13 protein-coding genes are annotated in these 13,354 nt (G+C 69.2%); 5 read left to right on the top strand and 8 right to left on the bottom strand.

Translation table 11 applies throughout. The features are described 5' to 3' along the window. Window positions 1-73: 73 nt before the first annotated feature. Complete coding sequence (locus IE325_RS44765; protein WP_190075977.1) at window positions 74-1,345, bottom strand: extracellular solute-binding protein; 1,272 nt, start codon at window positions 1,343-1,345, stop codon at window positions 74-76. A gap of 378 nt (window positions 1,346-1,723) precedes the next feature. Here IE325_RS44765 and IE325_RS44760 point away from each other — a divergent pair, with 378 nt between their 5' ends. After that, window positions 1,724-2,758: a LacI family DNA-binding transcriptional regulator gene (locus tag IE325_RS44760; protein ID WP_268256408.1), complete on the top strand. Its 1,035-nt coding sequence runs from the start codon at window positions 1,724-1,726 to the stop codon at window positions 2,756-2,758. A gap of 142 nt (window positions 2,759-2,900) precedes the next feature. Then, complete coding sequence (locus IE325_RS44755; protein ID WP_190075975.1) at window positions 2,901-3,821, top strand: phosphatase PAP2 family protein; 921 nt, start codon at window positions 2,901-2,903, stop codon at window positions 3,819-3,821. Here IE325_RS44755 and IE325_RS44750 read toward each other — a convergent pair. Then, window positions 3,809-6,808 (bottom strand): bifunctional [glutamine synthetase] adenylyltransferase/[glutamine synthetase]-adenylyl-L-tyrosine phosphorylase, encoded by a 3,000-nt coding sequence (locus IE325_RS44750; protein WP_190075974.1) that lies wholly within the window; start codon window positions 6,806-6,808, stop codon window positions 3,809-3,811. The genes IE325_RS44755 and IE325_RS44750 overlap by 13 nt on opposite strands. 121 nt (window positions 6,809-6,929) lie before the next feature. Here IE325_RS44750 and IE325_RS44745 point away from each other — a divergent pair, with 121 nt between their 5' ends. Together IE325_RS44745 and IE325_RS44740 are read left to right on the top strand one after the other, a co-directional pair. Further along, the gene (locus IE325_RS44745) at window positions 6,930-7,451 is read left to right on the top strand and encodes a pyridoxamine 5'-phosphate oxidase family protein (protein WP_190075973.1); all 522 of its coding nucleotides are present in this window, start codon (window positions 6,930-6,932) and stop codon (window positions 7,449-7,451) included. Continuing rightward, on the top strand, window positions 7,451-7,903 hold the full coding sequence (locus IE325_RS44740; RefSeq protein WP_190075972.1) for a VOC family protein: 453 nt from the start codon (window positions 7,451-7,453) through the stop codon (window positions 7,901-7,903). The genes IE325_RS44745 and IE325_RS44740 overlap by 1 nt, the downstream gene beginning before the upstream one ends. A 52-nt stretch (window positions 7,904-7,955) precedes the next feature. Here IE325_RS44740 and IE325_RS44735 read toward each other — a convergent pair whose 3' ends face one another. From IE325_RS44735 to IE325_RS44710, 6 genes are all read right to left on the bottom strand, one after another. Continuing rightward, window positions 7,956-8,390, bottom strand: coding sequence for an ATP-binding protein (locus IE325_RS44735; protein WP_229912540.1), 435 nt, complete (start codon window positions 8,388-8,390; stop codon window positions 7,956-7,958). A gap of 58 nt (window positions 8,391-8,448) precedes the next feature. Next, window positions 8,449-8,841 (bottom strand): VOC family protein, encoded by a 393-nt coding sequence (locus IE325_RS44730; RefSeq protein WP_190075971.1) that lies wholly within the window; start codon window positions 8,839-8,841, stop codon window positions 8,449-8,451. After that, the gene (locus tag IE325_RS44725) at window positions 8,838-9,140 is read right to left on the bottom strand and encodes an ArsR/SmtB family transcription factor (protein WP_190075970.1); all 303 of its coding nucleotides are present in this window, start codon (window positions 9,138-9,140) and stop codon (window positions 8,838-8,840) included. Before IE325_RS44725 ends, IE325_RS44730 begins: the two co-directional genes overlap by 4 nt. A 106-nt stretch (window positions 9,141-9,246) precedes the next feature. After that, complete coding sequence (locus IE325_RS44720; protein ID WP_190075969.1) at window positions 9,247-11,178, bottom strand: S53 family peptidase; 1,932 nt, start codon at window positions 11,176-11,178, stop codon at window positions 9,247-9,249. 138 nt (window positions 11,179-11,316) lie between these two features. Next, entirely contained in the window at window positions 11,317-11,937 is a 621-nt protein-coding gene (locus tag IE325_RS44715) for a DUF305 domain-containing protein (protein WP_190076027.1), read from the bottom strand. After that, on the bottom strand, window positions 11,937-12,599 hold the full coding sequence (locus IE325_RS44710; RefSeq protein ID WP_190075968.1) for a thioredoxin-like domain-containing protein: 663 nt from the start codon (window positions 12,597-12,599) through the stop codon (window positions 11,937-11,939). The genes IE325_RS44715 and IE325_RS44710 overlap by 1 nt, the downstream gene beginning before the upstream one ends. A 123-nt stretch (window positions 12,600-12,722) precedes the next feature. Here IE325_RS44710 and IE325_RS44705 point away from each other — a divergent pair, with 123 nt between their 5' ends. Then, complete coding sequence (locus IE325_RS44705; protein ID WP_190075967.1) at window positions 12,723-13,157, top strand: Rrf2 family transcriptional regulator; 435 nt, start codon at window positions 12,723-12,725, stop codon at window positions 13,155-13,157. Window positions 13,158-13,354: the final 197 nt, after the last annotated feature.

Below are 13,354 nucleotides of genomic sequence, written 5' to 3'. Positions count from 1 at the left end.
GTGTACGGCGCACAGGCCGGTGGCCGCCGGATCCCTCCCCCCTTGAGCAGGGGGATCCGGCGGCCACTCGGGGTCACTTACTGAAGTCCGGGACCAGCTTGGCGATCGAGGTCTCGGCGGTGCCCAGGCCCTTGTCCAGGGACTCCTTGCCACCGGCGATCTTCAGCAGCTCGGTGTCCAGCGGGCCCCACAGGGAGCTGTACTCGGGCAGCGCGGGGCGCGGCTGGGCGGCGGCGAGGACGCCCTGGTAGCCAGCGATGCCCGGGTCGGCCTTGACCTGGTCGGTGTAGGCGTCGTCACGCGTGGGCAGCGTGTTGTTCTTCAGGGCGATGGTCTCCTGGGCCTTCGCCGAGGTCATGAAGTTCACGAACTTCGTCGCGGCCTTCTGGTGGGCCTCGTCGGAGCCCGCGTAGACCGACAGGTTGTGGCCGCCGGTCGGGGCGCCCGCCTTGCCGCTGGAGCCGGCCGGGACCGTGGCGATGCCCAGGTTGGCCTTGTCCTTGAACGCGGAGCCCTTGTAGAAGTTGGTGATCTCCCAGGGGCCCTGCATGATCGCGGCGACCTTGCCGCTGACGAACGCCTCCTGGATGTGGGCGTAGGCGTCGGCGGTGGTGTCGGCCTTGTGCAGGCCCTTGCCGTCGAAGAGGCTCAGCCAGGTGCCGTAGCCCTTCTTGGCCTCGGCGGAGTTGACGGTGATCTTCTTGGCGTCGGCGTCGACGGTGTCGGTGCCCTCGCCGTAGAGGAACGTCTGGGCGTAGTAGGCCTGGGTGGAGCCCCAGTAGCCGTCGACGCCGGTCTTGTCCTTGATCGTGGCGGCGGCCTTCTTCAGGTCGTCCCAGGTCTTGGGGGCCTCGACGCCGGCCTTCTTGAACAGGTCCTTGTTGTAGACGAAGGCGAGGGTGTCCGTGGTGAACGGAACGCCGTAGACCTTGCCCTCGTACTTGGCCTGCTCGATCAGGCTGGGCTGGAACTTGGCCTGGTCGGTGAGGGCGTCGGTGCCGTCCAGCGGCAGGAAGAAGCCCTTCTTGGCGAAGGCGGGGGTCCAGCCGACCTCGGAGCGCAGGATGTCCGGGGCGCCCTTGGAACCGGCGGCGGTGTCGAACTTGTTCTGCGCCTGGTCGAAGGGGACGTTGACGTACTTGACCTTGATGTCCTTGTTGGCGGCCTCGAACTCCTTGACCAAGGCCTGGTACGTCGGCGCCTCATTGGTGGCGTTGGAGGTGTCCCACCAGGTGATGGTGACCGGCCCGCTCGAGTCGCTGCCACTGTCGTCCCCGCCGCCGCAGGCCGTCGCCGCGAGAGCGAGGGACGCCACCAGCGCGGTGGCCGCTATGCCACGCCGCATGAGTTCTCCTTGAGGGTGAAAGCCCGTGTGGTGCGGAGGCGGCCCCGTCTGCCTGCCTCTGCTGTGCCGACTGCGCCGTTGCCGCCGCCGGGCGACGTGAACGTAACAGCGTTGAAAGCCCTACGAAAGACCTTGCAGAAAAAAAGTGCAAGAGAACGCGGAAGTTACCGGGACGTGACCGCTCGGCTACCGCTGTGAGACGCTTCTTTACACGGGTGGGACCGCATGACGGCGGGCTGTGCAAGACTCTGCAAGCTCTTGCCATCACTTTCACGAGGGAGCGCGATGAGGCAGCAGCCCGGGCCGGGACGGCCAACAGGTCGCCCACGGCGTCCGATTGGTGTGCAAGGCGACATACGGCCGGTACAGTCCAGTGCCGTGACCACACGGCTTGCCGACATCGCTGCTCAGGCGGGGGTGAGCGAAGCGACCGTCAGCCGCGTCCTCAACGGGAAGCCGGGCGTCGCCGCCACCACTCGCCAGTCCGTGCTGGCCGCACTCGATGTGCTCGGCTACGAGCGCCCGGTGCGGCTGCGACAACGGAGCGAGGGCCTGGTGGGCCTGATCACCCCGGAGCTGGAGAACCCGATATTCCCGGCCCTGGCCCAGGTCATCGGCCAAGCGCTCACGCGCCAGGGCTACACCCCGGTGCTGGCCACCCAGACCCCGGGCGGCTCCACCGAGGACGAGCTCACGGAGATGCTCGTCGACCGCGGAGTGGCCGGCATCATCTATGTCTCCGGCCTCCACGCCGACACCACCGCCGATATGCAGCGCTATGAGCGACTGCGCGCCCAGGGCGTCCCTTTCGTCCTGGTCGACGGCTTCTCCCCCAAGGTCCAGGCGCCGTTCATCTCCCCGGACGACCGCGCGGCGATGAACCTCGCGGTCACCCATCTCGCGTCGCTGGGCCACACCCGTATCGGTCTGGCGCTGGGCCCCAAGCGCTTCGTCCCGGTCCAGCGCAAGATCGAGGGCTTCGTGCGTACGGTGCAGGACCAGCTGCACCTGCCGACGGACGTCATCGAGAACGAACTGATCCAGCACTCCCTGTACACGCTGGAGGGCGGCCAGGCGGCGGCCGTGGCCCTGATCGAGCGTGACTGCACCGCGGTGGTCTGCGCCAGCGACATGATGGCGCTGGGCGCGATAAGGGCGGCCCGACAGCTCGGCCTGGACGTCCCCAAGGACATCTCGGTCGTGGGCTTCGACGACTCCCCCCTGATCGCCTTCACCGACCCGCCCCTGACCACCGTCCGCAAGCCGGTCCCGGCGATGGGCCAGGCGGCCGTCCGCACCCTTCTGGAAGAGATCGGCGGGACTCCGGCGCCCCACAGTGAATTCGTGTTCATGCCGGAACTGGTGGTGCGCGGTTCGACGGCTTCGGCCCCCGGTGACAGAAGCCGTCCGTAACTCGTCCCCAGGGCGGAGAATAAGCACGTCCCGCCCCTGCGTTGGTAGGAGTGAGGGCGGTACGGCCGCCGTAGAACGTGCGTCCTGGACCCGACCGGGGGATGATCGGTCGGGGAAGGCTTTTCTGGCAGACTCTGTGCCTATGGGTGACGCGACCGTGACGACATTGGAAGGCCGGGAAACGGCCGTTCCGGACCCTGTCGCGGACGAGACAGGGCGGGGTCCCCTGCGCCGGCTGCGCACTCCGCGCCGCCCCCGCCTCTGGTTCGAGATCCTGCTGATCGCGGTGAGTTACTGGACGTACTCACTCATCCGCAACGCGGTCCCGGAGCAGAAAGCGGAGGCCCTGCGCAACGCCGACTGGCTCTGGGAGCTGGAGCACCATCTCGGCATCGCGTTCGAGGAGTCGATCAATCACGCCGTGAACGGCGTGACTTGGCTCATCGTCGGCATGAACTACTACTACGCGACCCTGCACTTCATCATCACCCTCGCCGTCCTGGTCTGGCTCTACCGCAGCCACCCCGGCCGCTACGCGGCGACCCGTCTGGTGCTCTTCGCGACCACAGGTGTGGCCCTGGTCGGTTACTACCTGTATCCGCTCGCGCCGCCCCGGCTGATGACCAACACCGGTTTCATCGACACGGTCCTGGTCCATGACACCTGGGGTTCGATGGCGTCCGGCGATCTGAAGAACATGTCGAACCAGTACGCCGCGATGCCGTCGATGCACATCGGCTGGTCGGTCTGGTCGGGCCTGACGATCTTCGCCCTGGCCCGCACCCCCTGGGTCCGTATCCTCGGACTGCTCTACCCGACGGCCACCCTGCTGGTCATCGTGGCCACGGCCAACCACTTCTGGCTGGACGCGGTGGGCGGCCTCATCTGCCTGGCCTTCGGCTACACGGTGGCACGCCTCTGGTACGGCACGTTGCCCTACGCACTCCCCCGGACGGTGCCCAAGCCGCGTAAGGCCCCGCACCGCGAGAGAACCGTAGGCGCTACGCGCACGCCCACCGAACCCGCACAGGCGCCGCAGGGATCGTCGCCTCACCCGCCATAGAACAGCTCGTCCACGACCCCCCGGGCCCGCCGCGTGGTACGCCGGTACGCATCGAGCATGTCCCCCACGTGACCGGGCTCGTACCCCAGGTAGCGCCCCACGGCGGCCACCTCACGCGCGTCCGAGGGAAACGTGTCCCCCGCCCGCCCCCGCACCAGCATCACGGCGTTGCGCACCCGCGTGGCCAGCACCCACGCCTCGTCCAGGATCTCCGCCTCCTCCGCCGGGATGAGCCCCGCCGCACAGGCCGCCGCGAGGGCCTCACGTGTCCGGGTGGTCCGCAGCCCCGGCTCGGCCCATCCGTGCTGGAGCTGCATCAGCTGCACGGTCCACTCGACGTCGGAGAGACCGCCCGGGCCGAGCTTGGTGTGCAGCTTGGGATCGGCACCGCGAGGCAGCCGCTCGGACTCCATCCGCGCCTTGAGCCGCCGGATCTCCCGCACGGCGTCCTCACCGAGCCCCTCGGCGGGATAACGCAGCGGATCGATCAACTCCACGAACCGCCCGGCCAGCTCCTCGTCGCCGGCGACCGGCTCGGCCCGCAGCAACGCCTGCGACTCCCACACCAGCGACCACCGCCGGTAGTAGGCCTCGTACGACTTCAACGTGCGCACCAGCGGTCCCGTCTTGCCCTCCGGCCGCAGATCGGCGTCGATCAGCAACGGCGGATCCGCACTCGGGATCTGGAGCAGCCGCCGCATCTCCTCGACCACACGGTTCGCGGCGACACCGGCCTCATGCTCATCGACCCCGTCACGGGGCTCGTGCACGAACAGCACATCGGCGTCACTGCCGTATCCCAGCTCGTGCCCCCCGAACCGCCCCATGCCGATGATCGCGAACCGGGTGGGCAGGGTGTCCCCCCACCCCTCACGGACAACCGCCCGCAGGGTCCCCGCCAGAGTCGCCGCGGTCAGATCGGAGACGGCACCCCCGACCCGGTCCACCAACGCGCCCTGATCGGCCTCGGCCGGTTTCGTCTCGGTGCCGTACGAGTCGACGATGTCGGCGGCGGCCGTACGGAACAGCTCCCGGCGCCGTACGCCACGCGCGGCCGTGACCGCCTGAACGGCGCCGTCCGCGCGCCGCACCCCGGCGAGGATCTCCTGTTCCAGATGCGCGCGCGTGCGGGGTTCGAGCCCGCTCCCCCCGTCCCCGTCCCCGAGCAGCGCCACCGCCTCCGGCGCCCGCATCAGCAGATCGGGAGCGAGCCGGCCGGCCGACAGCACGCGCGCGAGGTTCTCGGCGGCGGCGCCCTCGTCCCGCAACAGCCGTAGATACCAAGGGGTCTTGCCGAGCGCGTCCGACACCTTGCGGAAGTTGAGCAGCCCGGCGTCCGGATCGGCCGAGTCCGCGAACCAGCCCAACAGCACGGGCAGCAGGGTGCGTTGGATCGCCGCCTTCCGTGTCACCCCGGACGCCAGCGCCTCCAGATGCCGCAGCGCCGCGGCGGGATCGGCGTACCCGAGCGCGATCAGCCTCTCCCGTGCCGCGCCCGCGCTCAACCGGGCCTCGCCGGGGGCGAGTTGGGCGACGGCGTCGAGCAACGGCCGGTAGAAGAGCTTCTCGTGCAGTCGCCGTACGACACTCGCGTGCCGTCGCCACTCGCGGTTCAGCTCGGCGACCGCGTCGACGCGCAGCCCGAGCGAACGGCCGATACGCCGCAGATCGGCGTCGTCCTCGGGGACGAGGTGGGTGCGGCGCAGCCGGTAGAGCTGGATGCGGTGTTCCATGGAGCGCAGGAAGCGGTACGCGGTGTCCAGCTGGGCGGCGTCGGCACGTCCGACGTATCCGCCGGCGGCGAGTGCCTGCAAGGCGTCCAGGGTGGTGCCGCTCCGCAGCGAGGCGTCGTCCCGGCCGTGCACCAACTGCAGCAGTTGCACGGCGAATTCGACGTCCCGCAGCCCGCCGGGCCCCAGCTTCAGCTGGCGGTCCAGCTCCGCCACCGGAATGTTCTCGACGACCCGGCGCCGCATCTTCTGCACATCGGCGACGAAGTTCTCCCGCTCGGCGGCCTTCCAGACCAGCGGTTCGAGCGCGGCGACGTACTCCTCCCCCAGCTCGATGTCACCGGCCACCGGCCGGGCCTTGAGCAGCGCCTGGAACTCCCAGGTCTTGGCCCAGCGCCGGTAGTAGGCGAGATGGCTGCTGAGCGTGCGCACCAGCGGACCGTTCCGCCCCTCGGGCCGCAGATTGGCGTCCACGGGCCAGATGGAGCCCTCGACGGTCGTCTCGGAGCAGATCCGCATCATGTGCGAGGCGAGCTTCGTGGCCGACCGCAGTGCCTTGCTCTCGTCCGCGCCGTCGGGTGCCTCACCGACGAAGATCACGTCCACGTCGGAGACGTAGTTGAGCTCATGGCCACCGCACTTGCCCATCGCGATCACCGCGAGCCGGCACTGTGCGGCGTCCTCCGGGGCGGCGGCGCGGGCCAGGGCGAGGGCGGCGCGCAGGGTCGCGGTGGCGAGGTCGGCGAGCTCGGCGGCGGTCTGGGCCAGATCGGTGGTGCCGCACACGTCACGTGCGGCGATGGACAGCAGGCAGCGCCGGTAGGCGACGCGCAGCGACACCGGGTCGGTGGCGTCGGCGAGGCCCTGCTCGAACTCCTCGACCTCGGGGTGCAGGTCCCGCGGCTCGTACATGACCAGCGCCTGCCAGTCGCCGGGGTGCCGGGTGAGGTGGTCGGCGAGCGCGGCGGAGGCGCCGAGGACACCCAGGAGGCGGTCGCGCAGGGGCTTGGCCGCTATCACCGTGTCGAGCAGTTCGCGGCGGGCGGCGGGGCCGGGCTGTGCCTCGACGAGCCGGACGAGACCGTGCAGGGCGAGGTCGGGGTCGGCGGTGGCGCCCAGGGCCTCCAGCAGCACCGGATCGTCCCTCAGCTGCGCGAGCCCGGCGCTCTCCAGGAGCCGTTCCGCGGCCGACGGGTCGGTGAATCCGTGCCGCAGCAGCCGTGTGAAGGTACTGCTCCTGCGCCCCGGCGCCGTCATGCTCGCCCTCCCGTCCGATCAAGGTCGTACCCGGTCGAGCCTAGCCGGAGTACCTGTAAGTGGCGCCGATGAATTCCGGCGTCCCGGCCGGTCTGTCCTGTGGAGCCACTGGAGGTGTCCGATGACCGAGAAACAACCGCAGACCCGACTGGATACGCGCTACAGCGACGACAAGGCCGAGGCGATCCCCTGGTCACAGGCGGAGAGGCTGCTGACCGGGGCCGAGCTGTTCTGGATCTCGACGGTACGGCCGGACGGGCGGCCGCATGTGACGCCGCTGCCGACGGTGTGGTCGGGGGGCGCGCTGCATTTCTGCACGGGCCCGGAGGAACGCAAGGCGAGGAACCTCGCCCTGAATCCGAACGTCGTCCTGACGACCGGCACGAACACCTGGAACGAGGGTTACGACCTGGTCGTCGAGGGCGAGGCGGTACGCATCACTGATGACGCCCGGCTGCGCGAACTGGCCGCCGGGTGGGAGGCGAAGTACGGCGCCTTCTGGCATTTCGAGGTGGACAACGGCCGTTTCCGGCACGGAGGGGGGCACGCCTATGTCTTTTCGGTGGCGCCCCGGACGGTTTTCGGCTTCGGTAAGGGTGAGCCTTTCAGCCAGACCCGTTGGCGTTTCACCATGGAGGACTGATGGACTTCACCCTCGAAGTGATCCCGCTGCCCGTGAGCGACATCGACCGGGCCCGTGACTTCTACCGCGACAAGGTCGGCTTCCATGTCGACATCGACCAGGAGGTCATGCCGGGCATGCGCATCGTCCAGCTGACGCCTCCGGGCTCGGGTTGCTCGATCGCCCTGGGCGACAGCATCTGGGAGATGACCAAGGGCGAGACCAGGCCGGAGCCGGGCTCCTACCAGGGCCTCCAGCTCTGTGTGGCCGACATCAAGGCGGCCCACGCGGAGCTGCTCGAACGGGGCTTGGAGGTCTCGGAGCCGGTGCAGTACACCCCCGACGACGGCGCCACGTTCATGTACTTCCAGGACCCCGACGGCAACGGCTGGTCGATCCAGGAGTACCGCCGCCGGGCCACGGAGCCGCTGCACCGGTTCCTCTCGGAGCAGGCGAGCGGAGCGGGTGAGTAATTCGCCGAAGGGGCGCGGGAACCCTCCGGGGGAATGCTCCCGCGCCCCACGGTCAGCCCCCGATGAGGAACCGTTCTTCCGCTAGTCCGGCAGAACACCTTTCGAGCGCTCCGATACCTCCGAAGGCTCCGTACAGCCCGGTGATCGGCTCGACGTCCTTCAATTGCCGCCCCTCGCGCGCGGTGGCCCGCGAGAGCACCACATCCAGGCTCGGCCGAAGCACGGCGTAGGGGTCCCAGGATGCCGTCGAGGACGAGGTCATAGCGCCCCGGGCGTAGGCGCACGCTGCATCGGTCATGACGTTCTGGACCACAGCGTTCTGGGTCGCGGCCTCCGGAAGACAGGGCGGGACGAAACCGGAGCGGACCCATACGCAGAAACTGTCGGTCGGTATATCGACGGTCGGCTTTTCCGCTGCCGATGCCAGCCTTTCCGCGACAGTGGACTTCCCGGCCCCGGGCGGCCCGCCGATCAGAACAATCGACAAGGGACGACTCCTCCTCCTCGGGAATGGAATTCGAGGCCGGAGCCTAACCGGATGCGACCTACTGAGGCTGCGTCGCGATCTGGATCAGATTGCCGCAGGTGTCGTCGAAGACGGCGGTGGTAACGGGGCCCATCTCCAGGGGCTCCTGGGTGAAATGGACGCCGAGGCCGTGCAGGCGGTCGTACTCCGCCCGGACATCGTCGACGGCGAACTGGGCGAGCGGGATGCCGTCCATGACGAGTGCGTCGCGGTAGGTCTTGACCGCCGGGTGACCGGCCGGTTCCAGGAGGAGTTCGGTGCCCTCGGGCTCGTCGGGCGAGACGACGGTCAGCCACCGGTCCTTCTCGCCGAGCGGGACGTCGTACTTCTTCACAAAGCCGAGGATCTCGGTGTAGAAACGCTCCGCCTTGGCCTGGTCGTCGACGAAAACGCTGGTCAGATGGATCTTCATGGGGTGCTCTCCTCCGGTCCGGGCGGCTCGGGCGCGGGCCATCGCTCGGCGATCTGCCGCAGTGGCGCCGTATTCAGGTCGTGGTACTTGTACCGACCCTCCCGCCTGCTCTCGACGAGCCCGGCGGCATCCAGCACGGCGAGGTGCTGGGAGACTCCCTGCCGGGAGATGGTGAGCTGATGCTTCATGCTCAGCCGCCCGCATATCTCGAACAGTGTCTGCCCGGATTTCTCGGTGAGCTCGTCGAGGATTATGCGACGGGTGGGGTCGGCCAAGGCTTTGAAGAGGTCTTCGGCCACCACGACAGCATAGGCAAGTCATCACTTGCCTATCAAGTGCCCGGGGCGGGGTGACGCGGATGCCCTGTGCGGACCGGCCCGCGCCACCCCTGACGCATCCCCCCGATCAACGACGCCGATACGACTCCACGTATCCGCCCGCCGGCGTCCCGACCCCGGTCACGTCGTCGTAGCCCTTCACGGCGCTCAGGGAGCTGTCCTTGCCGAGGCTGCGTGCGGACGTCGTCAGGCCGTCCGTCGCGTCGTAGCCGTTGACGAAGTCGACGCGGGCCACGGCGAGGCCCGAGCCGGTCGGGTTGTCCGTGACGTCGTGGTAGGCCTTCGAGCCGTGCCTGGCGTAGATCGCCGGGTTGGCGAAGCCGAGGGGCTTGCCGGCGTTCGCCTCCTGGGCGAGGGCCTGGACGCCCGCGATGACCGGTGCGGCGAGCGAGGTGCCGCCGAGGCGGTACTCGTCGTAGGCCTGGGTCCTGCCGTCCGGGAGGGTCTGGGTCTGGCCCACCAGGAACCCGGTGTTCGGGTCGGCGATGGCCGCGATGTCCGGGACGACGCGGTTGCCGTCGGCGCTGTTGGCCCGAGCCAGCGCGTCGGGGACGACGCCCTTCTGCCAGTACGGTTCGGCGACCGTACGGCTCGTGCCGCCGCCCGCGCCCGAGGTGAACGCGCCGGGGAAGCCGGCCCAGGTCTTGCCGTCGGCCGAGAGTTCCGCCTTCTGCGTGCCCCAGCCGGTCTCCCAGAGGTATGCGTCACCCTTGCCGACCGCCAGCGACGTGCCGCCGACCGCCGTCACCCACGCCGAACTCGCCGGGATGTCGACCTGCTTGGTGCCGGAGCTGGCGACCTCGTCGCCGTCGTCGCCGGAGGAGTAGTAGAACCCGATGCCCTCGACCGCGCCGAACTGGAAGACCTGGTCGTAGGCGGCCGCGAGGTCGGGTGTCTGGGCGTCCTCGGTCTCGCCCCAGGAGTTGGAGACGATGTCGGCGAGGTGGTTGTCGACAATCTTGCTGAGGGAGTCCAGGAGGTCCTCGTCGTAGCAGGACGCGGCGCCCACGTAGGTGATGTGCGCGTCCGGTGCCACCGCGTGCGCGGCCTCGACGTCGAGGGTCTCCTCGCCGTACCAGCCGGCCGCGCCGCACTCCTTGGTCCGCGTGTACTTCGCGGGCAGGACCTGGCTCAACTGGCCCGTGCGCCAGGCCGCGTCGCCGTTGCGCTTGGCGTACGTCGCCGCGTCGTAGGCGATCGTCGGGGAGGCGTACGCGTCGGTGATGGCGATGCGCACCCCCTTGCCGGTGCGCTTGCCGGCGCCGTACGCCGCCCGCAGCTGCTTGCCGGTGTAGCCCTTGACCGCGTACGGGATCTTCGTGCCGTACGCGTCCGGGAGGGACTTCGCCACATTCGAGCCGTGGTACGTCGAGAACGGGCCAGCGTTGCGGAACACCGTCTCCGGCGGCGGGAGTTGGTCCTTGTGGCTCGCCAGGTGCGGGGCGTTGTCGAGGCCGGTGACGGTCAGGACGGCGTCCTTGACCGCGTCCGGCACCGAGGCGGCGGTCGCGGGCGCGCGGTAGGTCCTCGCGCCCTTGGTGTAGTTGTGCAGCTGGGTGCCGAACGCCTTCTCCGCGGCGGCGACATCGCCGCTGACGGCGACGTAGTGCTGGGTGACGCCGGTGACCTTCAGGCCGGCCGAGGTCAACCAGCCCTTCACCGCCGCCACTTGGGCCTTGGTCGCGCCGAAGCGGGCCTGGGCCCGGCTCGCGCTCAGATACTTGCCGTAGGACGCCGACTCCGGGTCGGACACGGCCTTCGCGTACGCGGCCAGCCCGGCGGCATCCCTGCCCCGGAGGTAGACGCGTGCGGCGACCTGGGCGTCGTCCGAGGTCGCACCCTTGTCCACCCGGTTGGTGGCCCACGCGGGCTTGGTGCCGGCGAGCTTGTCACGGCCCGGGTTGTCCGCGGCCTGCGTCGCCGGTATGCCGAGCGCCAGCGTGCCGATGAGGAGAGAAAGACTCACCGAGGCGCGCAGCGCGGCACGTCGAGATCTCATGGAACCCCCTGTGCGATTCGTGTGCGAGTGGATCACCCGACGGTGGCCACTTAAGCGACGAACCGTTCACGCCAGGGGAATGCGCGGCCCAAGAAGGTCCCAACTAACCTAATGACAAGGCCATTTCAACGGCCCCGGCTACGACCTCGGCTTCGCGCCCCGCTTCTTCAGCAGGTCCGCCATCAGATCGATCTCCGACTGCTGCGCGTCCACCATGCCCTGGGCGAGCCGCTTCTCCACATCCACCGTGCACTTGTCGACACAGCCTTCGGCCATGTGGATGCCGCCCTTGTGATGGTCCGTCATCAACTGGAGGTAGAAGATCTCCGCCTGCTTGCCGCTGAGGCCCTCGAGCTTCTTCATCTCGGAGTTGGTCGCCATGCCCGGCATCAGCGAACCTTCCCCGGCGGACGGCATGTCGCCCATGCCCATCCAGGCCATCGGCGCCTGCGACGACACCTTCGGCAGCGCCCACAGGTCCAGCCAGCCCAGCATCATGCCGCGCTGATTGGCCTGCGTCTGCGCGATGTCGTACGCCAGCAGCCGCACCTCTTTGTCGTCCGTGCGGTCGCGCACGATGTACGACATCTCCACGGCCTGCTGATGGTGCACCGCCATGTCCCGCGCGAACCCGGCATCCGCCGAGTCGGCGGCCGGCGTATCGCTCGAACCGCCGTCCTCGGCGACGGCGTAGGTGAGCGCGCCGACCGCGACGAGCACGGCCGCCGCGGTCCCCGTGATCCAGCCGACGTGCTTCATCACTCCGACAGACCACCCGTGCACGCCGCACCCGGCTCGGGCGTCTGCTTGCCCTGGACGTACGTCTCGAAGAACTTCCCGACGTTCGGGTCCTTCGCGCTCGTCACGCTGCGCTGGTGACCCCACGCGCTGAGCATGATCGGGTCCTTCTGCTTCTCGTCCGGGCTCATCAGCGTGTACGGCGTCTGCTTGACCTTGGCCGCCAGTGCCTCGATGTCGGCCTTGGAGGCCTTGGAGGTGTACGTCACCCAGACCGCGCCGTGCTCCAGCGAGTGCACGGCGTGCTCGTTCTTGAGCTCCTTGGTGTAGACGTCGCCGTTGCAGTTCATCCAGGCCTGGTTGTGGTCGCCGCCGACCGGAGGCTCCGACGAATACTTCACGCTCTTGCTGACATGGGTGCGCCCGAGCGTCCCTTCCCAGGTCCGCACCCCGTCCTTGCCGGTGACGAACTTGCCCTTGGTCGTCGCGTCGGCCGCCGTGTCGGTGTCGTCGGACTGCGACCGGATGAGCACGACACCACCGACGACGAGTCCGGTGACGACCACCGCGCTGGCCACGATCGTGAGGATGCGGTTGCGGCGCTCACGAGCACGCTCGGCACGCCGCATCTCTTCTATCCGCGCTTTGCGGGAGGCGTTGCTCTTGTTCTTGGCGGAGCCCATGAGTCGTTTGTCCTTCTGGGGAAAGGGACGGTCGGGTCCGCTGATCGTAATGGGGAAGGTGTGACCTCCAGTAGGGCGGCCGATATTTTGAACCTCGGATGCGCATTATCTACGCTTCCCGGCATGCGGCTGTTGCGCTCCACCGATCTGGCACTGCGCCTCCTGATGCGGCTCGCCGTCCTCGGGGACGCCACGCCGACAACCCGTGAGGTCGCGGCGGACATGGAGGTGCCGTACACGCATGCCGCCAAGGTGGTCGCCGAGCTCCAGCACATGGGCCTGGTCGACGCCCGTCGGGGCCGTGGCGGCGGGCTCTCGCTCAGCGGGACGGGCCGTACCGCCTCGGTCGGCGCGATCGTGCGGGCCTTCGAGGGGGACGGCGACGTCGTCGAGTGCGAGGGCGACAATCCCTGTCCGCTCAACTCCGCGTGCCGGCTGCGCGGCGCGCTGCGGCGGGCCCAGGAGGCCTTCTACGCCTCGCTGGACCCGCTGACGGTGGCCGACGTGATCTCGGACCCGACGGGGCCGCTGCTGTTGCAGATCGGCCGCGCACCCTAGGGCCTGTCCGGCGGATCAGGTCGGCTGCAAGAAGCAGGACCCACGACAACGCGGCTGGGGGTCCCCCCACGCCCTTAAGGCAGTGGGGGAGTGCGTGCCAGGGCCCGCGACGCCGGCATGATCCGCCGGACAGGCCCTAGGTGTATTGACCCGCAGGGTTGTTCACGCGGCTGATCGGTGGGTGGCCGCCGAGTGCG

The sequence above is a fragment of the Streptomyces lanatus genome (assembly GCF_014655715.1).
GTDB lineage: Bacteria > Actinomycetota > Actinomycetes > Streptomycetales > Streptomycetaceae > Streptomyces > Streptomyces lanatus.
Note: the sequence above shows the minus strand (reverse complement) of the source record. Positions and strands in the feature narration are given on the sequence as shown.